The following is a 22,159-nucleotide window of genomic DNA, read 5'->3' on the forward strand; positions in this document are numbered from 1 at the left end:
CGATGCGGCCGCGGCACAAAGTCCTGCGAAACCGTAGGTATGGGTATCCGCGCCGGAACGGACGGTGCGCGCCCCGTGGGGCGCAATACCGGAGCGGACGTTCAGGCGCGTCAGCTACGGAGCCCAATTTCTCACGATGAGCGTAAAGGCGGTGTGTTTACCGGGATGGTCCCATCCGGCGACTGTCGACTACCCGGACGGAACCGTCGATCGTCCTGTCGTGACCGCGCTGTGCGCATGGGATAAAACGTCGTTCCACGCGGCAACGGGTACCGTGCACAAACAGAAATGACTTACCAAATCCGGGTATCCAGATTTTTTTGGGAACACGTGGGAACACCTGGGAACACCTGGGAACACGTGGGTAAAGGCTGGGATGGCGGGGCGCCTGAGGATACTTGCATTGCGTCGCGCACTCACCTACATTGAACCCAACAATCTGATCCGGTCAACGTGCCCCGCACGACCGAGTACGCGTTAGCGGCCCCGCAGTTCGATGTCTGTGCGACGACGTGGTGTGCCGTGACGCATTCGCAAAAAGCCTGCATCTGCAGGCTTTTCTGCTTTCTGGCGCTGATGCAATGATCCCCCGTTGAGCCCGCGGTCAGCCTCCCTGGCGCCGCGGGTTCTTTTTTCTTCGCAGGTTCATCGACCGCGGGTGCGGCTGAGGACGATGAACCATGAAATCGCTTCTGATCATTTCGGCAGAGGGTAATTCGGGCAGAACGATGCTGACCTGCCTGTTTGCCCGTCACCTGCATCGCATCAACCATTGGCGCGTGCTCGTGCTGGACCTGGCTGAGCCGCCGTGCTGCGCACAGATGCTCGCCGGCTGCGGACTTGACACGACAGGCTCCGGCAACCGTGCGCCGGATCTGCACGAGTGCGCCAGCCCGCTAACGGGTGGGTGCCTTCGCGTCCTCAGCGCCGACGCCATCGACGCTCTGCGCGCGCGCGATGATCCCGCATGCACCCGCTATTACGCGAACCTTCGTCACCTGCTGTCTGTCGTGGCGCCGTGGTTCGACGTGTGCCTGATCGATGCGCCTATCCTGCCGGACTTGCGCGCTGTCTGTGCGGAGGCGCTGGCGGATGCGGTGCTGAGCCCACTCGCGATGTCGCCGGACTGTATCGGATGCGCTTCCGAGGTCATCAACGGCACATACGGAATCCGCAATGTCCGCGCGCGACTGAATCCGGCATTGCGCTTTGCCGGGCTTCTGCCGGTTGTCGACGTCCCTTCGTCGATGGAAGAGGCGTGGGTGAAGGTGATGGAAACGACGCTGCGTGAGTGGCTGATCGTGGACCGGGCCTTTCCCCACGGATACGCGTGGCTGCCTCGTATGTGGTCCGTTATGAGGTCCGTCGGGCGCGTTGAAAAACGCCCGGCGCCGCACGGTTACGTTGCCGCGCAGGACGTCGGAGTAGCCGAAGCGTCGCGGACGGTGACGGCCTGTCTGAATGTGCTCACACGGCGGCTTGCTGCAATCGGGAAGGATGCGGTGCACGGCTTCCGCGATGCGGAGGTGTGTGATGCATGACGCTGCCATCTCATTCGATATTGCGGTCACCGGTCGAGCGTTGCTGCGGGCGTTGCGCCGCTGGTCAACCGCCATCGCAGCATTCGTCGGTATATCAATCCTGGCGCCGGGCACTGCCCGTGCCGACGACTGGGGCTGCCAGGTGGTCCTGTGCCTGTCCAATCCCGGTGGTCCTGAACAGTACGGTGAGTGCGTCCCGCCAATCGAGAAACTGTGGGCGGCCTTGCGCCACGGCGACCCTTTTCCGACCTGCGACTTCGGCGCAGGCGGCGCACAGGGAACGTCGGCCGTGAACATTTTTGCGAGTGCCGGTTACTGCCGCGAGGATCTGCTGTACTGGGGGGGCCCCGAGCAGAGCGAGCTGCTGTGCAATGCGCGTGGCGCGATTAACGTCGAGATCGACGGCGCACTGTACACGCGGGTCTGGTGGGATGCGAGAGGCGCGGACCGCACGATCACGGAGTTCTACGGGGCTGGCAGTACGGCGGTTCCGTATGAGCCGACCCGGTCGGCGCGCCTCTTTCTCGAGCGGGAGTACGGGGGCTCGGGCGGACAGGGAGGTGGCGAATGATTCCGCTCGCCGCATTTCTTGCCCTGACACAGCAGTGCGCGCCGGCCGTGGCGCCCGCCACGATGGCAGCCATCGTGCGGGTCGAGTCAGGCTTCGACCCGTACGCGATCGGGGTGGTACGCGGCCGCCTCGAGCGGCAGCCCGCGAACCTCGATGAGGCCATAGCGACAACACGTGCGCTGGAGGCCGGCGGATGGAATTACAGCGCAGGACTCGCACAGGTGAACCGCGCGAACTGGGTCCGGCTCGGGCTGACGCCGCAGGCCGTTTTCGATCCTTGCCGCAATCTCGCTGCCGGGGCGGCCATTCTCCAGGGCTGCTTCGAGCGCGCGCGGCTCAGGCACCCGGAAGCGCAGAACGCATTGCGCGCGGGGCTCTCGTGCTACGCGAGCGGAGACTTTTCCAGCGGATTCCGGACGGGCTATGTGCAGCGGGTCGTCGCCCAGGCTGCGCGGCCGGATCCGGTGGTTCCGGCCATTACCACCGATGTTCCGCCCATTCGCGTCATTCCGTCCAGTCCGCAGGACGCACGTTCTGGCGCCTTGCGAATTCCGGATGGAACGCCTTCGACCACAGACGGCAGGCGAAATCGCCCGATCGGTGAACCCGGTGACGTGACTCAGGAAAGTGCTGTCGTCTTCTGACGGCGCAGAACCGATATGTGTAACAGGAGCATCCCATGAAATCAGGACTACAGATGAAATGGAAAACTATCCGGTTGGCGACGCGGGTTCTCGCGTCGGTGCGAGCCGGTCGCAACGGGCTCGCGGTCGCTGCTCTGCTGACGGTGACGCCGGCATACGCGCAGCTCTCGCAGGTCAACACGCTGCTCACGACGATCCAGACCACGCTGCTTAGCGTGGGCGCGGTGGTGTGCTCGATCTCGATCATCTGGGCGGGCTTCAAGATGATGTTCCAGCACGCGCGCTTTGGCGACATTGCCAACGTGTTCATCGGCGGCCTGTTCGTGGGCTGCGCCACGGTGATCGCGGCGATGCTGATCCCGACGAGCTGAGGCGGAGGCGCACATGAGTCCGCGCATGAATCCACTGCGGGATCCCGTCTTCAAGGGCTGCACGCGTCCCGCGATGCTCTGGGGGGTGCCGCTCGTACCGTTCCTCATGGTGGGCAGCAGCATTCTGATCCCGGCGATCTGGGCGCTGCTCGCGAGTCCGCCGGTGGGTGTCGGGATCGTGCTGCTCCTCATTCCCGTCTTCGTCACGATGCGCTCGATCACGCGGCACGACGACCAGCGTCTCGCGCAATACGCCCTATGCGCTCGCATGGCAATTCGCCAGCGCAACCGTCGTTTCTGGGGCGCGCACGCCTACGTGCCGGTTCGCGTCAAGAGGAGGGGCTGACATGAGTGCACAGCCGCAACTCATCGAGGTGGCCGAACGTGAGGTGGTGCTCGCGGACTTTGTCCCGTTTTCGTCGCACGTGACCGATCACGTGATCCGCACGCGGGAAGGGGATTACCTGAGTGTCTGGAAGATCGCGGGCATTGCCTTCGAGGCGGCCGATCCAGGCGACATCCTCGTGCGTCACGAAGGATTCAACCAGCTCGTGCGCAGCCTGCCGGGAGGTCACGTCGGCCTGTGGTCGCACCGGATCCGCCGGCGCGTGACGGACCACTTTGCGACGCCGTACGGCCACCCGTTCTGCCAGGAGCTCGCCACGCGCTACTACGCGAGCTTTGCGGGCTACCGGATGATGGCCAACGAACTGTACCTGACGCTCGTGTACCGGCCGCGCCGCACGCGCCTGGGGCGTCTTTTCAGCCAGGCGGCGCGGCGGACCCTCGATGATATTCGGCGGGACCAGCACGAGGCCCTGAAGGTGATGGCGGAGCTTGCCGCGCAGGTCGAATCGGGCCTTAAGCCCTGGGACCCGGTGGCGCTTGGTGTCTACAGGAAGCAGATCCGCTACACGCAGCGCCCCGTGCGTTTCTCCGCGGCGCTGGAGTTCCTGGGCTATCTCGTCAACGCCGCATGGGAGCCCGTGCCGGTGCCGTCTGGCCGCATTGCCGAGGCACTGCCGACGTCGCGGCTTTTCTTCCGCACCGAGAAGGTCGAGATCCGCATGGCCGATGCGACGCGCTACGCCGCGTTGCTCGACCTGAAGGACTACCCCGAGGAAACCGAGCCGGGGATGCTCGACGGTCTGCTCTATGGCGACTTCGAATACATCGAGACCCAGAGTTTCACGATCCTTGACCGTCCCACGGCAAAAGAGGCACTCGAGCGTCAGCGCAACCAGATGATTGCTGGCGAGGACGTGGCGGTCTCGCAGGTCCAGGCTATGGACCAGGCGCTGGACGATCTGATCAATGGTGATTTCGTCCTCGGTGAATATCACTATTCGCTCGCGGTGCTCGGTGACAGGCCCGACGAGGTCGCGCGGCATGTGGCGAAGGCGCGCACACAACTCGCGGACGTGGGCTTCCAGACGGCGCTGGTCGATCTGGTAGCGGATGCGGCCTGGTTCGCGCAGCTGCCTGGTAACTGGCGCTACCGGCCACGGGAGGCGAAGCTCACCTCGCGCAACTTCTGCGGACTCGCGAGCCTGCACAACTTTGCGACCGGCAAGCGCGAAGGCAATCCGTGGGGCGAGGCGATCACGATCGTGAAGACGCCGAGTGGGCAACCGCTGTACCTGAACTTCCACGCCACGCCGGAGAAGAAGGAGTCCGCTGACGAGAAGGCGCTCGCCAACACGCAGATCATCGGACAGGCGGGTGCCGGCAAGACGGTGTTGGAGCTGTTCCTGCTGGCAATGGCGATGAAGTATGGCCTCACCGGCGTCGTCTACGACAAGGACCGGGGCACTGAGATCGCGATCCGGGCGATGGGAGGCCGCTACACGGTGTTTCGACGGGGTGTCCCGACGGGATTGAATCCGTTCCAGCTCGACCCGGACGAGACGGTACTGGACTTCTGGGAGCGGCTCGTGCGCCGTCTGGTCGACACCGGCACGCTGTTGTCGGCGAAGGACGAACTCGACATTTCGCGTGCAGTGCGGGAAGTCGCCCGCATGGAGCGCCCGTTGCGCCGCCTGTCGATGGTCCGGCAATTGCTGCCCGCCGTGGGCGAAAACAGCCTGCATGCACGCCTCACGAAGTGGTGCGCAGGCGGACGACTCGGCTGGGTGCTGGACAACCCGTCGGACCTGCTGGATTTCAGCCAGAACCGTCTCTTCGGCTTCGACGATACGGAGCTGCTCGACGATCCGGAGGTGTCGACGCCGGTCACGATGTACCTGTTGCAGCTGACCGAAAGCCTGATCGACGGGCGGCGCTTTGTGTATGTGATGACCGAATTCTGGAAGCGCCTGGGCGATCCGGTCTTCACGGATTTCGCAAAGGACAAGCAGAAGACGATCCGCAAGCAGAACGGTCTGGGGATCTTCGACACGCAATCCCCAGCCGATGTACTGCGTAGCGACATCGCGCGGGCGCTGGTCGAGCAGACCGCCACGTTCTTCTTTCTGCCGAATCCGCGTGCCGACTACGACGACTACGTGCATGGCTTCAAGCTGACCGAGGCCGAATTCAACATCGTCCGCTCACTCGGCGAGAACAGTCGCCTGTTCCTTGTGAAGCAGGGCCACCGTTCGGCCATCGGCAGGCTGGATCTGGCCGGCCTCGGTGACGTGCTCGACGTGCTGTCGGGGACGACGGACAACGTTGAGCTGCTCGACGGGATCCGTGCCGAAGTGGGCGACGATCCCGGCGTGTGGCTCCCCGTGTTTCATGAGCGGCTGGCGAAGCGTCGTGCGACCGGGGGCGCCCTGAATGCACTGACGCCGCGTCTGTCGGGAAGAGGTGCACGATGAGCGGCCTTTTCACTGCAGTCGGCGGCACGCTCGAGAACGGCATGTCGACGTATGTCACGAGCGTGTCCTCAGCCCTGTCCAGCGCGCTGGTACCCGTTGTCACGACGGCCCTGTCGATCTGGATCATCACGTACGGGTTCGCCGTAGTACGCGGCGAGGCCCATGAGTCGGTACCTGCATTCGCGTGGCGTGGCCTGAAGGTGGCCGTCATGCTCGCCTTCGCGCTCGGCGCGGGCATCTATCAGTCCCAGGTTGTCACGGCAGTCGAAGGGGCGACGACGGGCCTTGCCCAGACGATCCAGACCGCGGCGGCCAATGCCGGTGCTGGCAACCCCGGTTGCGGAACGGCGAGTGGCAGCAGCGTGACAGGCACGAGCGCGTCGGCCATTTACCAGACGCTCGATTGCTATGACCGTCAGATCGATCTGGTGATGGATGCGTACTTCAACAAGGCGACGCACGAAGGTTTCAGCGTCGCCGGAATCGTCGCGGGCATCGGCGATTTTGCCTGTGGGCTGGTGGCGGCACTCGGCGCGTCGGTCTTCCTCATTGTCCTCGCATTCGAAGTGGTGATGGCGAGGCTCCTGCTGGATCTGGTGCTCGGCCTTGGTCCCCTGTTCATCGCCTGCGGGGCATTCAGCCCCACCGCCCGGTTCTTCGAGGCGTGGACCGCAAAGATTGCCAATTACGCGCTGCTGCAGGTGCTCATCGCAGCGTTTCTGGGCATGGCCTTGACGGCGTTTTCAGCGGATCTTGCGCCGTTCCAGGTGACGAGCGCGTCGCCCGATGCCAACGCCTCCACGCTGACGGCGGCTGTCCAGGGCGCGCTCGATAACGCCGCATCCTGGGGGGCAGGACTTGGGATGTGCGCAGCTGGGGTGTTGCTGGCCACCGTCGGTTGGCAACTGCCAGCGGTCGCCTCAGGACTTGCCGGAGGCGCCACGATGTCCGGGTTCGGTGCCTTCGTTGCAGGATACGCAGCGCGGCAGGCACTTCGCGGCGTCGGCGCCGCCATGCGCTTCGGACACGGTCCGCGGGGGCCAGGCGGAAAAATTTCGGATGGCGGAGCGGGAAGCGGTTCGATACCACTCTACCAGCGTGCTGCCCGCGAGCATATGGGCGATCAGGGAAACGATGGAGGATCAACATCATGATCGCTTCAGGTGTACGCCGCACTCTCGTAGCCATTGCGGCAGCAACGACCAGCAGCCTGTCTTCCGGCGTCCATGCACAGGGCATTCCAGTCTACGACGCGCAGAACGTCATACAGGCGATCGCGACTGTCGGTCAACTGAAACAGGAAGTGCAGCAGGAACTTCAGCTGTATCAGTCGCTCAGCGGCACGCGCGGGTTTGGCGAGCTGATGAGCAATCCGGTCCTGTCGAATTCACTGCCGTCGAACTGGCAGTCGGTGTACACAGCGATCCAGCACGGCGGGTATGCGGGCCTGACGGGCAGCGCGCAGACGCTGCGCTCGGCGAGCGAAATCTACAACTGCGAGGACCAGAGCGGCATTGACCAGCAGGTCTGCCAGCGCGCGCTGAACAAGCCGTTTCAGGACAAGGCCTTCGGCACACAGGCGTACCAGACGGAACTCGATGAACTCGACCAGATCCAGGGCCTGATGCAACAGATCGATGTGACGCAGGACCAGAAAGGCATCGGGGAACTGCAGGCGCGCATCCAGATTGAGAGCACGGCGGTCGGCAATGAAATGACGAAGCTGCAGCTTTTCAGGATGCTCGCAGATTCGGAGGACCGGCTGATTGCCGAGCAGCAGCAGGAGCTTGTGCTCAAGCGCGCCGGAAATACCGCACGGCTGCAGGACCAGATGGTGCCTGCGGGCTTTGGCAACTGAGTTTGGTAACTGAGTTCGGAAACTGAGTTCGGAAACTGAGGAGGCTGGCATGATCCGTTCCGTTGTGGCGGTCGTTATCATTCAATTAGTGATACTGATAAATGGCTGCTCGGGAAATCCACCCAAACCTGTCCTGCCAGATGGCTTGCACCGTGTTCCAGTGAACCGCGTGCCCCCGGTTCCCCAGTCCGATGGAGGCGGCCATGAGTAGTGAGCGTGACGCCCGCGAATCACGTGATTATCGCCGGGCACTCGATTTCGAGGTGTCGGTCGCGCACCTGCAGGAGCGCTCGGAGCGTCGGGCATGGCACGTGGCTATGGGCTCCGTGGTGGTCGCGATCCTGTGTGCTGTCGCACTGGCCGTGATGGTCCCGTTCTATCGGGTGGTGCCGCTGCCGATCGAGGTCGACCGTCTGACCGGTGAAGCACAGGTGATCGACGTGCTCGACGCGAAGCAGACGCACATGCGGGATATCGAGGACAAGCACTGGGTGGAAGCGTACGTGCGCTCGCGTGAGCGCTACGACTGGGGCCTGCTGCAGATGGACTACGACCGCGTGCTCGACATGAGCGACGACCGTGTCGCGCGGGACTACCGGTCGATCTACAGCGGCCCGGATGCACTGGACCGGCAGCTCGGGGCGAACACACAGCGGCGTATCCGCATCCTCTCGACGACGCTCGTGCCCGACGAACCCGGCCGTGCTGTCGTGCATATCGAACGCACGACGCGGAAGAACGGCATCGATAACGCGGAGCCCCCGCAGCGCTTCGTCGTCACGCTCGCCTTCACATACCGGCCGTCCGTCTTCACGCGTGAGCGCACGGCCATCGAGAATCCCTTCGGCTTCAGGGTGACGGCGTATAGCCGCGATCCCGAATACACCCCCACGGCGGTGTCGCCCGCGTCGTCGCCGACATTGTCACCTGCTCCGGGAGGTGCGCCATGAGACTGAACACTCTGGTGAGAGCCGCCGCGCTGGTGGCAGGACTGGTGGGGAGCTGCGCCGGCGCCTTTGCCTACGACATGCCTGGCTGGTCGGGCGACTCCCGCGTGCGGCAGGTCGTGTACCGGCAGGACGAGGTGGTGCGGGTCATCGCGCAACGCGGCTTTGCCACGCACATTGCGCTGGATCCGGCCGAGCACATCCTCGTCGTAGCCCCGGGCGACCGGGACGGATGGCAGGTGGTCGCAAACCGTGGCGACCACGACGTCTACCTCAAGCCGCAGCTTGCTGCGCACGACACGAACCTCGAAATCCGGACGGACCGGCACAGCTACAGCTTCGACCTGGTCGTACTGCCGCTGAAGGCCCGTTTCGGTAGCGACGACGAGATGTACCGGATCACGTTCGTCTATCCGGACATGCAAGCCGCGAAGACAAAGGCCGCAGACGATGCCGTCCTCCTGCGCAAGCGTCTCGACCAGGCGCCGGTGGTGCGCAACACCGCTTACTCGATGCAGGTGATGCCGCACTCGGAGGATATCGCGCCGACGGCGGCATGGGATGACGGGCGCTTCACCTACATCCGCATTCCGAACAACCGCCGTATCCCGGCGATCTTCCGCGTCGCCGATGACAGCAGCGAAAGCGTGGTTGACCGGCACATGGAAGCCGACGTGATCGTCGTGCATGAGGTGGCCCGGCGGTTCGTCCTGCGGTTGGGCGACGAGGTGGTCGGTCTGTGGAACGACGCGTTCGATGTAGATGGCGTGCCACCGGCGGATGGCACGACGGTCAGCGGTGTGAAGCGTGTTTTGCGGAGCGACGGCCATGAATGAAGAAACGTCGCGCAATGTTATTGCGCCTGACACTGACCCGGCGAAGGTCACCGATACCATAAACGGTGACCTCCCGAACCAGCCGATCGATCGCGGCATGCCGGAACTGGGGCAGCAGGGTGGCCGAGCCCGTGCCTGGTGGCTTGCGCCGCTGGTCATCGTGGCTCTCGTGATCGGTGGAGCGGCCTGGACGATCCACGGGTTTCTCGTGCGGCACGATGCGGCGGAGAAGGCCAGGCGCGATGCGGTGCAGGATCAGCCGTCCCAGGGACGGGTGTTCGGCGACGGGAACCCACCGGCATCGGCTGCTGCTGCCGCTGCCGCAAGCAGCCCGGCGGGAGCAGCCACCGTTGCGTCGGCTCCCGCTGCGGTGTCGACGCGGCAGGTACCTGTGCACACTGCACCAGCTCGCAGCTACTACGACGCACCGCTACTCGCCACCGGAGGTGCGGGCGCTGGCAATGGCCCCGCCGACGAACGGGCAGACCCGGCGGTATCAGCGGCAGGCGTTTCGCCAGGAGCGACTGTCGTATCCGGCAGCCAGTCTCAGGGAAGCGGTCCTTTGGCCCGGGCATTGACGCCGACGGTGACGCCCAAAGTGCGCGCGGGGTTTCTCGGCAATCGCAGCATGATCCTCGCGGAAGGCGCCAAGATCGACTGCGCCGGCGATACGGCATTTGATTCGACCCAGGCGGGTATCTCGACCTGCACGGTGACGAAGAACGTCTATTCGGATGACGGCCGTGTCGTGCTGATCGAGCGCGGCTCGCAGATCAACAGCGAGTACCGCTCGAACCTGGCGCCCGGACAGAAGCGGGTGTTCATCCTGTCGGCACGCATCAGGACCCCCGAGGGTGTGACGGTCGAGATCGATTCTCCCGCGGCGGATGCGCTGGGGCGCATCGGGGTGAGCGGATACGTGAACAACCATTGGGGCGAGCGTATCGGCGCGGCCATGCTGCTTGGCATGACGCAGGACGCGATCGGGTATCTCGCGACGCGTGGCGGCAACAGCAACGGCTCGGTCGTATTCGAGAACACGCAGCAGCAGGGCAACGACATGGCCTCGCGCGTGCTCGACAGCACGATCAACATTCCGCCCACCCTGACACAGAACCAGGGGGCCGAGTTCACGATTATCGTTGCCCGGGATCTGGACTTCAGTCCGGTCTACGCGCTGGAGCCGGGGGGTACGCGATGAAAGCATCGGCCCATATCCTGAGTGAAGCGCCGGTACCGGCTGACGGCCTGCTGCCCAGGCTGGCAGAGGATGCTTCGGTGCGCGAGCTGATGCGCCCACTCGCGGGGCTGCTCGCAGACCCGGCGCTCACGGAGCTGGTGATCAACCGGCCGCAGCGCGTGCTGACCGAAACCCATCTCGGATGGCAGGCACACGACTGTGCGGACCTTGACTTCGAGCGCCTGATGTCATTCGCGGTGGCGATCGCCACGCTCACAAACCAGGAGGTCTCGGCGCTGCATCCGGTGCTCTCCGCGCTGCTGCCCGGTGATGCGCGCGTCCAGGTCGTGATCCCGCCGGTGGTGCCCCCGCGTACCGTGTCGGTGACGATCCGCCGTCCGTCGTCGCGCGAGAAGACACTCGACGCCTACGGAAACGAGGGCCTGTTCTCGCAGACTAGATGGCACCGCCCGGCTGGACTTGATGAGGCGATGCCGGCACTGCGCCCCCTGGATCGGGATCTCGCCAGATGCCTTGAAGCGCGCGAGTTCCCGGCTTTCTTCGAGCGGGCGGTGCGCGGCCGGCTGAACCTCGTGATCGTGGGCAGCACAGGCTCGGGCAAGACGAGCTTCATGAAGACGCTGTGCCGGTCCATCCCGGCTACCGAACGCATCGTGACGATTGAGGATGTGCGCGAGCTCTTCATCCATCACATCGAGAATTGCGTCCACCTGATTTACAGCAAGGGTGGCCACGGCCAGGCGCGGGTGACGCCTGCCGATCTGATCGCAAGCTCGATGCGCATGCGCCCTGATCGAGTGCTGCTCGCCGAACTGCGGGGCAGCGAAGCGTACGACTTCCTGAAGCTGCTGACGACCGGGCACTCCGGTTCGATCACGAGCTATCACGCGTCGAGTGCCGCCGTTGCGATTGAACGCTTTGCGTTGATGGCGAAGGAACATCCCGAAGCCGCCACATGGGACGACGTCGCACTGCGCCGGCTGCTCTTCATGACGATCGACGTTGTGGCGCACATGGAGTCCACCGCGCTCTTCGATGAGACAGGCGTGCAGACCGGCCGGCGCTGGTCGATGACGGAGGTCTGGTTCGATCCGCTGCGCCGCCATCAGACGGACTATCACGCGGATTTCCGGTGAAAGGGGAACAGGCCATGGACATCGGAAAGGGAACTGGAACGGGACGGTCGGCCAGCAAGGCGATCAGGTACCACGCGATGCTTGTGCTGGTCACGCTCGCGGTCATGGCCGCTGCGGCAGCCGGGCTGACGCTTGCCCTCTGGCTGGCTTCGTTTTTCTTCGCCGCGAGCCAGCACGTCAACCCGCTTCATGCCGGGTTTCATGCGTGGCCGGATGCTGCGCTGGCCTGGCATGACGGCCGCCTGCCGAAGGAGGGGCGGCGGCTCGCCGGCGCCGCGTTGTTCGGCCTGCTGCTGGCGTTTGGCGCACCCGCGCTCGGCGTCTACACACTTCTGGAACAGTCCGGGCGCCGGCGCCTCTATGGCAGCGCACGGTTCGCAAATGAGGCGGACGTCCGCCGGGCAGGACTACTATGAGCGCGGCGACGCATTCAGGCGGATACGGTGGACCTCCTCTGGTCGTGGGCGTCTGGCGTGGCCGCTATCTGCGGTTCACCGGCCAGCAGTTCGTGCTGCTCGCGGCACCGGCGCGCTCGGGCAAGGGCGTGGGCATCGTGGTGCCCAATCTGCTCAGCTACCCGGATTCGGTGGTTGTGCTCGACATCAAGCAGGAGAACTTCAACCTGACCGCAGGATTCCGTCGTGCGCACGGGCATGACGTGTACCTGTTCAACCCGTTTGCCGAGGACGGCCGTACGCACCGGTATAACCCGCTGTCGGCGATTTCGGATGGCGTATTCCGCGTTGGCGACATCCTGGCGATCGGCTACGCGCTGTATCCGGTTGGCGGTCACGACGACTTCTGGAAGGACCAGGCACGCAATCTCTTTCTCGGGATCGTGCTGCTGCTGTGCGAGTGGCGCGATGCGTGCCGCACCGGCAACACCGATGTGCCCGACTACCCGGTGACGATGGGCGAGGTACTGCGGCAGTCATCGGGCAACGGCATGCCCGTCAAGGCATACCTGCAGCAGGCGCTGCTGCAGAACCGGCGACTGCTCAGTGGCGCGTGCGTCGATGCGCTCAACCGCTTTCTCGCGAACGACGACAAGGTGCTCGCGAGCATTCTCGCAACCTTCAATGCGCCGCTCACGATCTGGGCCAATCCGATTGTCGACGCCGCGACGAGTGCCAATGACTTCGACCTGCGCGATGTGCGCAAACGGCGCATGTCGGTCTATGTCGGGATCACGCCGGACCACCTGAGCGAGGCAGCGCTGCTCGTCAACCTTGTGTTCTCACAACTCGTCAACCTTAATACGCGACAACTGCCCCAGGACAGTCCGGAGCTGAAGGTCCAGTGTCTGCTGCTGATGGACGAATTCACGTCGGTTGGCAAGATTCACATCATTGCCCGCGCAGTCGCCTATATGGCGGGATACAACCTGCGGCTGCTCTCGATCGTGCAGTCGGTGTCGCAGCTCGAGTCGGTCTATGGCCGGGCGGACGCCAGGACGTTCGTCACCAATCACGCGATGCAGATCATCTATGCGCCGCGTGAGCAGAAGGACGCGAACGAATACTCGGAGATGCTCGGTACCTTCACGGACCGCTCGCGCAGCGTGAGCCGGTCGAACGCGGTATTTGGCGGGCGCGGCGGGTCGAGCGAGAGTTTCTCTGAGCAGCGCCGTCCGCTGCTGCTGCCGCAGGAGCTGAAGGAACTCGGACGTGAGAAGGAAATTATCCTGCTCGAAAATACGAAGCCGATCCTGGCGGAGCGGATCTGCTACTGGCGCGACCCTGTTTTCACGTCACGTCTGGTGGCTGCGCCAGCGATTCCAGCGATGGATCTCGTGCGCTTCATCGCCCAGGTTGAGCGGCGGGTGAGGGATGTGCAACCGGACGACGTGGACGAAGCCGGCGTGATGCACATTCCCCCGGAGTATCTGGAAGTGCTGCAGGCCTGGGATCCACGCGACCTGCCACGGCATCTCAACGACGTGACCGACGAAGAGGCGGCCGCCTACGTCGAGCGACATTTCATGCTGCTGGGCGTGCCCGCTGCGCGCGTGGCCGTGGCAGCGCGCCGCCTGTCGCCGTCCGATCTTGATGTGGCGGAACTGCGCCCCGCGGATCGAGCGCCGAAACGCAAGTCCGCGCGCAGCACAGGTGCCTCGCGGAAACAACACGGGCCCGCGACATCGCGCCCAACTGACGGCTCGAACGTGGTGCCGCTTCACGGAGAACGCCGATGAATACACGGTACCTGAGCGAAGAAGAACGTGCCCGTGCGGCGCTCGCCATGATCCCTGCCGAGGACTATGCGACGTGGGTCGATATGGCTTTTGCGCTCAAGCAGGGATTCGGCGAGGCCGGCTTCGACATCTGGGACGAGTGGAGCCGTACCGCCCACAACTACAGCGAGCGTGCGGCGCGGGTAACCTGGCGCTCGGCCGGTGAGTCAGGTGGGAAGACGCTCGCCTCTCTCTTCTGGCTCGCGCAGCAGCACGGTTTCGATGTCAGGGGCTCGCGTGCGGCGATGGATCCTGCGGAGAGGCTGCGCATGTCGCCGACCCATCCGTCCGTGGACCGGGCGCAGCAGGCGGGCGGGGTTGAGGCTCGTGTGCGCGCGCGACAGGCTGCGGTCGCGCGGGAGGCGCTGGCGATCTGGAAGTGGGCCCGCCCGGTAGGCCCCGGAAATCCCTACCTCGAACGCAAGCAGGTCAGGTCGGTCCCGACGCTACGCGAACTGGAGGCAGAGGAGCTGCATGCGCTGCTCGGATACGCGCCGCGTAGCGCCGAAGAGCTGCTCACCGGGCGCGTGCTGGTCGTGCCGGTGCGCATCGGCGACACCCTCTCGACGCTGGAACTGATCGATGCTCACGGGCGCAAGTCGGCCCTCGCGGGTGGCGCGAAGTCGGGCGGCTACTGGGTGGTGGAACCCGACCGCTTCCGTGATGGCGCCGTGACGCCCATCCTGATCGCCGAAGGCGTGGCAACAGCCCTGGCAGCGTGGCAGGCGACCGGCTGGTTCAGCATAGCCGCACTGTCGAGCGGCAACCTGCGGCCGGTGGCGGCGATGTGGCGCGGCCGGTACCCGGAAGCGGAGATGCTCGTGCTCGCCGATCTCGGCGCCGGGTATGAACATGCGAAGCAGGCCGCGCTCGGCACGTCATCGCTGCTGGCCGAGCCGCGCTTTGCACCGGAGGCGCGTATTGCCGGCGAAGTCCCGACTGACTTCGACGACATGGCTGTGCTGTCGGGGTTCGGTGTCGTTGGTGAGCTTTTACGGGAGGCGCTCTACGGAGTACCGCAGCGGGATGCAGCGGCTGGAGAAACCGACGGACAGGCCGTGATTGCACAGGGATCGGACGATGCACTGAAGGAAGACCATGCACTGAAGGAGGACCATGCAATGAGCAATGTGAGAGAGAAACTCGTGGGTGATGGAGGCGTGTCGGGCCGGCGCCGTACTTTGCGGCGCCGGGCCAGCAGTCAGGATGCACCGGAACCAGCACCGTCGCAACCAGCACCGCAGGAAACCCCGGCACCGGCGGCTGGGCAGGCACTGTCCCAGCCGCCGGAACCGGATCGGCGTGAAGCCGATGCGCCGAGGGCTGAGCCACCACCCGAGCGTGCGACCGGTGCATCGTCACGGCGTCAGGTGGGCGAACCGCTGTACGGACTCGATGAGGTACCGGGCGAGATCAAGGCGCTTGCGCAACACCGCTTCGGCGCGCAGATCCGTATGGCGACGCCCCGCGAGAACGGCGGTCCGTATCGCGGCGAGGTGTTCAACACCGAGCACTACCTGATCCAGGAAGTGTCCACGCGCAGCGTTGTGTTCCACGCGAAGGCGAACGTGGAGTTCGTCTCGGACCGGCTGCGGTGGATGGACGAGAACCAGCGCCTCAACGGGGCGGAGGTGCAGGTCGGGTACGACGGCACCCACGGGAAGGTGTATCCGTGGGACCGTGCGCGCGACCTGCTCGAGCGCACGGTGGCATCGCTGAAGAAGTCCGCCCGTGAGGCGGGTTTCGGTAACGACCTCGACGCAACCCTTGACCAGCTGCAGGCCACGTCGTGGACGCGGGTGAGGGAGGCACGGGCGGCGGCACTCGCGCAGTCAAAGGAGCGCGCCGGCCGCGAGCAGGAGCAGGGACCGGGACCGGGGCATCAACGCTGAGCGTGCGACGCTTTGCCCGCCAGTGCAGTCATCAGAGGGAGATCCATGATGGATGAAACAGCAACTTCTTCCGGCCCGCGTGCAGACGAACCGGTCATCAACGTGATCGAGCCGGACCCGCCACCCCTCCCGGATCCGCAGGGCGGCGCCGCGGGCGCGGAGCGCTTCGATCGGACCGCGGCCGACGTACTGGCCGCACGCCGGCGCCGCGAGTTCGATGCAGTGCGGGCGCGGTTGCGCGATCAGGCCATCCAGGCGGATGCCCCGTCGCAGGCCACGGCACCGCAAACGCCATCGCAGCAGACCTCGCAGCAGGCAACACCCCATGGCGCCGACGATGTATCCGCGACGCGCTGGGCGCCGCTTGGCGATCCGCCGGAGACGGTACGCAAGCGCTACCTGAGGGCCGGCAACCAGTATTTCCTGAAAGACGCGCCGCATCAGCTCGCGTTTGAGGATATCGGTCCGTACCTCGTGACGGAACACAACCGACCCGATGTCGTTGAGTCGATGGTGGACATGGCCCGTGCGAAGGCGTGGGGGCGCATCCGGGTGTCAGGCCACGAGCAGTTCCGCCGCGAAGTGTGGGTTCAGGCAACGCTGCTCGGCATCGAGGTGAGCGGATACGAGCCGAAGGCAGTCGATTTGGCGCGTCTGGCCGACGGCCGTCGTGATCGGATGACGAACCGCATCGACGTGATGGAACCGAGCGCGGCCGCGCAGGCTCCTGCGAATCGACAAGAGGCGCCCAAGGCGGCGCGTGGCTCTGCGGAGTCACAGGCGACGCAACCAGCGAGGCGCGATGCTTCCCGGGCGCCAGAGGCTCGTGGGTCGGCCCCACCCGCGCCCGCGGAGCCGCCCCGAACTGCTCCAGTCGCCGAAACGGTACCACGGGTTGCCGAGTCCGAGGGGCAGGAGCGGCAGCGCTACATGGGTGAACTGGTCGAGCACGGCGGCGCGCCCTATCAGCACAATCCGGCGCGCAGCGACTCGTATTACGTCGTCTATCGCGATACGGGTGGCGCGGACCATGTCGTGTGGGGTGTGGACCTGGAACGGGCCGTAGCAGACTCGGGCGCGCTTGCGGGACAGCAGGTCATGCTCGAAAACCTTGGCCGCCGTCTCGTGACAGTGACGGTTCCGGTTCTCGACGCGACGGGAAATGTGATCGGCGAAGAGGAGAAGGAGGTCTATCGCAATACCTGGCAGGTCGATGTGGCAGGGCAGGAGCGGGCGCAGTCGCGCCCCGGGGCGACAGAGAGACAGGGCGATGCCGGAAGAAGTGAAACCGCGGCGCCGGAAGCGCCGGAGCAGGCGCAGGCCGCCCGTCGGCGCGAGTCTTCCGTCGTGCCGGGCGAGGAGCGTGCCGTGCAGATGGCGGTGCTGAGCGCCGCGATGCGGCAGCAGGGTTTCAGCGAGCGATCCATTGCACGCGTGCAGCAGCATGCGCAACGGCTGATGGCCGCGTTCGTGGCCGAGGGCGTGTCGGTTCCGCGACCGCGCGTGTTTGATCCCGAGGCGCCCTCTGCACGCAGTCGCCGCGCCCGCACAGCAGCGGAGCGCGCCCCGGGCCGTGAGGTGGAACGTGGGCCAGCAGAGCCCGCGCCTCCGTCCCTGTAGGAGCACAGACATGGCCTCGCGTGCGCGATTGTGTGTGGATCTCGGGCCGGCGAAATCACGCTGGGAAGCATGGTGTGCCCTTCACGGTCTAACGGCGGCCGATGGGGTCCGCCAACTGGTCCACGGTGTGCTGAGCCGGGACGAGTCGTCAGAAGGGGTAACTGAGCGTGAACGTCATCGCCTTCTCGTCGAGGGGCATCGCGAACGCGTCGAAATCCGTCTCACCCAGGAGGAACTCGAAGCAGCCAGCCAGCGTGCGCTGGCGAGTGGACTGAATGTCAATCGCTGGATGGTCGCGGTGATCCGCGCGCAGCTCGTGCATGAGCCGCAACTGGGCGAGCGCGAGATGCGACTGCTTGCGGACTCGAACCAGCATCTGGCCGTGATCGTGACGGTGCTCGGACGGTTGCAGGCGCATGGTGGTGCGAGCGACGCGGGGTGCGTGCTCAAGGACACGCGTGCCGTGATTGATACGCACCTGCGCACAGTGACGCAGGTGTTGCGCGCCAACCTCGATCGCTGGAGCCGCTAGCATGTCGTTCCCGAAGACATACGTCGACCAGATGCTGCTGAACTGGGGAGACCGGCTTTTTCATGATCCGCTGCGGCACCTGCGTGCGCCGCGCATGTCACGCGGCGAACTCCGACGCGATGTGCGACGCATGCGCGAGCAGCTCGCCCGCACGCTCAGGCGCACCCCCGAGGTGATGGTGAAGATCACGAACAGGGCGGCGGGCGCGCAGGGCATGGGCGCGGTACGCCGTCATCTGCGCTACATCTCGCGTAACGGACGGGTCGAACTCGAGGACCAGGATGGGATGACCGTGCTCGGCCGCGAGGCACTGCACGATCTCACGAATGCGTGGCATCTCGGTGGCTGGGGTATCCCGGAAGAAAGCCGCAGGCGGGAAGTGTTCAACGTGCTGCTCTCGATGCCGCCGGGGACAGACCGGCAGGCGGTACGCAACGCCGCGCGCGCGTTCGCGACGGAGGAGTTCGGCGACGGCCGGCGGTACGTGTTTGCCGCGCACGATGACGAGGCGCATCCCCATGTGCATCTCAGCGTTCAGGTACGTGGACCGGACGGAAAGCGGCTCAATCCGCGAAAGCAGGATCTGCAGCGCTGGCGCGAGCGGTTTGCAAGCCAGTTGCGTGAGCACGGTGTTGAAGCCAATGCGACGCGCCGACTCGCCAGGGGCGAGACACGACGTTATCCGAAACAGGCCGTCGTACATATGACGAAGCGGGGTGAAATGCCGCGTTACTGGCGATCGAAGGCGGACGAGCTGACCCGTCACGCCTTGTGGGCCGCGCATGCCGCGCCGCTTGAAGCATGGCAGGGCGTGGTTCATGCGATGGCCGGCTCGCAGAGCGCCGATGATCGGAGCCTGGCAGCACTGGTTACGGACTTCGTGCAGACGATGCCCGTTCAGCGCGATCGGCCCGACATGGGCCGCATCGACCGCAATGAAGGGGGGCGTCGCCGCAATCCATTGCGCGAGCACGGATTGCGACACGCCGAGCGCAGTGAGACCCAGCGGGAACTGTTTCCCGACGACCCGGACGCCCGGGTGGAGCGCTAGGCAGAGGAGGTCTTGATGGCGATGCCGATCATTCCGTGGATAGGTGGCAAGCGGCGGCTTGCGGACATACTTATTCCGCGATTTCCTCCGCACCGCTGCTACGTTGAGGTGTTTGCCGGTGCGGCCGCGCTATTTTTCATGAGGCCGGCCGCCGAGGTAGAAGTCCTAAATGATGTTAATGACAATCTGATTAACTTGTACCGCGTGGTGCAGCATCATCTGGAGGAGTTCGTGAGGCAATTCAAATGGGCCTTGAGCAGCCGCGAGGTTTTCCGGTGGCTGAGCGATACGCCACCACACACGCTCACTGACATCCAGCGTGCTGCGCGCTTTTATTACCTGCAGCAGAACTGTTTCGGCGGCCGCGTGGAAGGGCGCACGTTCGGCACGGCCACGACCTCGCCGCCGGGGCTCAATCTGTTACGTCTCGAAGAGACTTTGTCTGCCGCACATCTTCGACTGTCGGGTGCGTATATTGAAAAACTGGACTGGCAGACGTGTGTGGCTCGGTACGATCGGCCCCATACCTTCTTCTATCTTGATCCGCCGTATTGGGAGACAGAAGGCTACGGTGTGCCGTTCGAATTCGGACAGTATGAACGTATGGCAGTAGTTCTTAAGGAGCTTCAGGGACGTGCCATCCTGACAATCAACAATCATCCGGCTATGCGCGCGCTATTTACGCAGTTCGAGATGGAGTGTGTCGATATCCAGTATACCGTTGGCGGCGCGGGGAATACCGCGCCGCGTAGTGAACTCATTATCTATAGCTGGGACAGAACGAAAGATCCCGTGGGACTGTTCTGAAAAAGAAAATGACACCAGCTAGCAGTTCTCCAGTACCGGTCTCCGGACATAACGAAGAACGTGCCTATGTTTCGGCTTCAGCGCTCGATGAATAATGCGGGGCCAGCCTTGTATGAGGCGACGAGCACGAAGACCATGCCCATGATCAGCAATGGGAAGCTGTAGAGCGCGAGAGGAAGAAAGAGTACCAGCTGCAGGGTTGAGCCGCCAATGCCGTGGACGATATCCGTTTCACGGATGTTCTCGTACAGGAGCCATGCAATGGCGACAATCCCGAGAACCATGAGAATGATTCCATCAGACGTCGTCGTGTGGTGAACGAATGCAGTTCCCCAGAAGTAGAAGCCCCACCAGAGCAGGTTGATGGCGATGGCTGCGAGCCAGAATCCGCGCGTCGTAAAGAATGAGTGACCGAAGCGGCGCCGGCAATGCCTGTTGAAAAGCTGAATGCCTTTGGCAACACCTACGACGACAGCGATGATCAGCGCGAGTTTCAGGACACCCATGATGCGCTCCTTCAGGGGCGGAATTGGAACGTCAGAATGCTCCGGCTACAAAATACGGCTCGGACGGGAGCGAAGTTTCTTCTGCTTAATATAGACGTTTGACTGACGAATGCAACGTGGCTCCAGCCCGACAGAACCCGCGGACAAAGGAACGCATCGCCTGAGTGACCGCATACTCATAATCTCGCTGTTGTTCCGCAGTTCTGCCCACCGTCTCCTGTGGGTTCTTCTTTGTGATCGGTAGGCAAGATCTGGCGCGGTCGCACAATAGGGGAACGGCTGAGAACGCGTCAGTCCTTGATCCAGCCAAACGCGTCTACCCGCGTAACGATTTGCGGAAGAGCCACTGCGGCCGCGATCTTGCCCGGCGTCCGCAGATCCAGGATATGGCACCGTTGATCGGTTGCCGTATCGACGATGGCAACTGCTCCGGATGCAGCTGTGATTGCTGGTTTTGGCGCCAGGATTCCCAGCGACGCCAGGCGCGAAAGGCTTGCGTGAAGGACGTGCTGTTGCAGTGGTTCGGCCAGTGTTTTCGCGAAGAGTTGTTCTGGAAGCGCAGTCGTGTCGGCATGAAGATTGGTGATTGGCGGTTCTTTCATGTGCATCGATCTGGTCACGGGCACGGAAGCCGCGATTCCGATTTCGGTAACACTGAGGCCCACAATAATCCAGACGCCAGCGTAGGTAATATGGATACATAGCGGGGAGCTACGTTCTGGCCGGTGCAGAAGGGGTTATCCGTCCGCTCCGTCGCCAAGCACGACGGTACCTGGCCCACAGTCAAGCATGCGAGACAGAATCTGTCGTAGCGTTGCGCGTCCCACCAGATAGCGTTTCGCGGCCGCACGATTAGGATAACGCTTCGCTCGTTCACGCTTGGCAACGGAGAGCCAGGAATATGCCTCATCGCGTGACGCCGAGCGCCAGTCGGCCCGAAAACGCCACAGGATTAGGTGCCCCGAGGAAGGAAGGTTTGTGGACTCGGGGGTCACGCAGGCGAAGATTCCGTCGGTCCTGAAGTGACGCACTGCACGAAGGTCCGATGAATTCGGTGTCCCCGTCGCATTTGTGAATGGCGGGTTCCTTTCTCTCGAAGCGGAGTTCAACATGATTTCAAGCCGGAACGAAGTGACCGAAATGATTGTTGCCGCGAAAGTGGCCAAAGGCATCACGTGGGCCGACGTCGCGACGAAGGTCGGGTTCAGCAAGGAATGGACGACGGCGGCCTGTCTTGGCCAGATGACGCTTGACGAACAGCAGGCGAAGGTCGTCGGCGACATCTTCGGGTTGCCTGAAGATGCGGTTCGCTGGCTGCAGGTCGTGCCGTACAAGGGCGCATTGCCAACGGCGGTCCCGACTGATCCGTTGATCTACCGCTGGTATGAAGTCGTTAGCGTGTATGACTCAACCATGAAGGAGTTGATCCACGAAGAGTTCGGCGATGGAATCATGAGCGCCATTGACTTCTCGATGGACATCCAGCGGGAGCCGGATCCGAAGGGCGATCGCGTACGTGTCGTGCTGTCGGGAAAATTTCTTACGTACGAGACCTGGTAGGGATCTTTTGGGCCGGGGCCGGACGACGGAATGT

22 protein-coding genes are annotated in these 22,159 nt (G+C 64.1%); 20 read left to right on the forward strand and 2 right to left on the reverse strand.

The features are described from left to right. Window positions 1-728: 728 nt before the first annotated feature. The 19 genes from BXE_RS38790 (at window position 729) to BXE_RS38880 (ending at window position 20,059) form a co-directional block, all read left to right on the forward strand. The gene (locus BXE_RS38790) at window positions 729-1,541 is read left to right on the forward strand and encodes a ParA family protein (RefSeq protein ID WP_233518918.1); all 813 of its coding nucleotides are present in this window, start codon (window positions 729-731) and stop codon (window positions 1,539-1,541) included. Beyond that, window positions 1,534-2,112, forward strand: a complete 579-nt coding sequence (locus BXE_RS38795; RefSeq protein WP_011493606.1) for a hypothetical protein — start codon at window positions 1,534-1,536, stop codon at window positions 2,110-2,112. Before BXE_RS38790 ends, BXE_RS38795 begins: the two co-directional genes overlap by 8 nt. Continuing rightward, the gene (locus BXE_RS38800) at window positions 2,109-2,756 is read left to right on the forward strand and encodes a lytic transglycosylase domain-containing protein (RefSeq protein WP_011493607.1); all 648 of its coding nucleotides are present in this window, start codon (window positions 2,109-2,111) and stop codon (window positions 2,754-2,756) included. Before BXE_RS38795 ends, BXE_RS38800 begins: the two co-directional genes overlap by 4 nt. Before the next feature lie 35 nt (window positions 2,757-2,791). After that, the gene (locus BXE_RS38805; protein WP_011493608.1) at window positions 2,792-3,127 is read left to right on the forward strand and encodes a TrbC/VirB2 family protein; all 336 of its coding nucleotides are present in this window, start codon (window positions 2,792-2,794) and stop codon (window positions 3,125-3,127) included. A gap of 25 nt (window positions 3,128-3,152) precedes the next feature. After that, window positions 3,153-3,473 carry a type IV secretion system protein VirB3 gene (locus tag BXE_RS38810; RefSeq protein WP_040123545.1) on the forward strand — a complete coding sequence of 107 codons (321 nt, stop codon included), beginning with the start codon at window positions 3,153-3,155 and terminating at the stop codon, window positions 3,471-3,473. A 1-nt stretch (window position 3,474) separates the two neighbouring features. Then, on the forward strand, window positions 3,475-5,946 hold the full coding sequence (locus tag BXE_RS38815) for a VirB4 family type IV secretion/conjugal transfer ATPase (RefSeq protein WP_011493610.1): 2,472 nt from the start codon (window positions 3,475-3,477) through the stop codon (window positions 5,944-5,946). Further along, on the forward strand, window positions 5,943-7,100 hold the full coding sequence (locus tag BXE_RS38820) for a type IV secretion system protein (protein WP_011493611.1): 1,158 nt from the start codon (window positions 5,943-5,945) through the stop codon (window positions 7,098-7,100). Before BXE_RS38815 ends, BXE_RS38820 begins: the two co-directional genes overlap by 4 nt. After that, window positions 7,097-7,804 (forward strand): P-type DNA transfer protein VirB5, encoded by a 708-nt coding sequence (gene virB5 / locus BXE_RS38825; protein ID WP_011493612.1) that lies wholly within the window; start codon window positions 7,097-7,099, stop codon window positions 7,802-7,804. The genes BXE_RS38820 and virB5 overlap by 4 nt, the downstream gene beginning before the upstream one ends. A 203-nt stretch (window positions 7,805-8,007) precedes the next feature. Further along, window positions 8,008-8,754, forward strand: coding sequence for a virB8 family protein (locus BXE_RS38830; RefSeq protein WP_011493613.1), 747 nt, complete (start codon window positions 8,008-8,010; stop codon window positions 8,752-8,754). Beyond that, window positions 8,751-9,587: a TrbG/VirB9 family P-type conjugative transfer protein gene (locus BXE_RS38835; protein WP_011493614.1), complete on the forward strand. Its 837-nt coding sequence runs from the start codon at window positions 8,751-8,753 to the stop codon at window positions 9,585-9,587. The genes BXE_RS38830 and BXE_RS38835 overlap by 4 nt, the downstream gene beginning before the upstream one ends. After that, complete coding sequence (gene virB10, locus BXE_RS38840; protein ID WP_011493615.1) at window positions 9,580-10,788, forward strand: type IV secretion system protein VirB10; 1,209 nt, start codon at window positions 9,580-9,582, stop codon at window positions 10,786-10,788. Before BXE_RS38835 ends, virB10 begins: the two co-directional genes overlap by 8 nt. Beyond that, entirely contained in the window at window positions 10,785-11,924 is a 1,140-nt protein-coding gene (gene virB11 / locus BXE_RS38845; RefSeq protein ID WP_011493616.1) for a P-type DNA transfer ATPase VirB11, read from the forward strand. The genes virB10 and virB11 overlap by 4 nt, the downstream gene beginning before the upstream one ends. Before the next feature lie 14 nt (window positions 11,925-11,938). Next, window positions 11,939-12,340, forward strand: a complete 402-nt coding sequence (locus BXE_RS38850) for a hypothetical protein (protein WP_011493617.1) — start codon at window positions 11,939-11,941, stop codon at window positions 12,338-12,340. Continuing rightward, on the forward strand, window positions 12,337-14,118 hold the full coding sequence (locus BXE_RS38855; RefSeq protein WP_011493618.1) for a type IV secretory system conjugative DNA transfer family protein: 1,782 nt from the start codon (window positions 12,337-12,339) through the stop codon (window positions 14,116-14,118). Before BXE_RS38850 ends, BXE_RS38855 begins: the two co-directional genes overlap by 4 nt. Next, window positions 14,115-16,049 carry a PriCT-2 domain-containing protein gene (locus BXE_RS38860; RefSeq protein WP_011493619.1) on the forward strand — a complete coding sequence of 645 codons (1,935 nt, stop codon included), beginning with the start codon at window positions 14,115-14,117 and terminating at the stop codon, window positions 16,047-16,049. Before BXE_RS38855 ends, BXE_RS38860 begins: the two co-directional genes overlap by 4 nt. Before the next feature lie 45 nt (window positions 16,050-16,094). Continuing rightward, entirely contained in the window at window positions 16,095-17,669 is a 1,575-nt protein-coding gene (locus BXE_RS38865) for an LPD7 domain-containing protein (protein WP_011493620.1), read from the forward strand. Window positions 17,670-17,679: 10 nt separating this feature from the next. Then, complete coding sequence (locus BXE_RS38870; RefSeq protein WP_011493621.1) at window positions 17,680-18,201, forward strand: hypothetical protein; 522 nt, start codon at window positions 17,680-17,682, stop codon at window positions 18,199-18,201. A 1-nt stretch (window position 18,202) separates the two neighbouring features. Continuing rightward, the gene (locus BXE_RS38875; protein ID WP_011493622.1) at window positions 18,203-19,252 is read left to right on the forward strand and encodes a relaxase/mobilization nuclease domain-containing protein; all 1,050 of its coding nucleotides are present in this window, start codon (window positions 18,203-18,205) and stop codon (window positions 19,250-19,252) included. Window positions 19,253-19,267: 15 nt separating this feature from the next. Next, window positions 19,268-20,059, forward strand: a complete 792-nt coding sequence (locus BXE_RS38880) for a DNA adenine methylase (protein ID WP_011493623.1) — start codon at window positions 19,268-19,270, stop codon at window positions 20,057-20,059. Between the two features lie 77 nt (window positions 20,060-20,136). Here BXE_RS38880 and BXE_RS38885 read toward each other — a convergent pair whose 3' ends face one another. Both BXE_RS38885 and BXE_RS38890 read right to left on the reverse strand, forming a co-directional pair. Next, the gene (locus tag BXE_RS38885; RefSeq protein ID WP_011493624.1) at window positions 20,137-20,565 is read right to left on the reverse strand and encodes a hypothetical protein; all 429 of its coding nucleotides are present in this window, start codon (window positions 20,563-20,565) and stop codon (window positions 20,137-20,139) included. A gap of 290 nt (window positions 20,566-20,855) precedes the next feature. Further along, entirely contained in the window at window positions 20,856-21,167 is a 312-nt protein-coding gene (locus tag BXE_RS38890) for a hypothetical protein (RefSeq protein ID WP_148223097.1), read from the reverse strand. A 508-nt stretch (window positions 21,168-21,675) separates the two neighbouring features. Here BXE_RS38890 and cynS point away from each other — a divergent pair. Further along, a complete protein-coding gene (gene cynS / locus BXE_RS38895) occupies window positions 21,676-22,125 on the forward strand; it encodes a cyanase (RefSeq protein WP_011493627.1) in 450 nt (149 codons plus the stop codon). The last annotated feature ends 34 nt before the right edge of the window (window positions 22,126-22,159 follow it).

Origin of the sequence: Paraburkholderia xenovorans LB400, from assembly GCF_000013645.1 — a bacterium.
Classification (GTDB): domain Bacteria; phylum Pseudomonadota; class Gammaproteobacteria; order Burkholderiales; family Burkholderiaceae; genus Paraburkholderia; species Paraburkholderia xenovorans.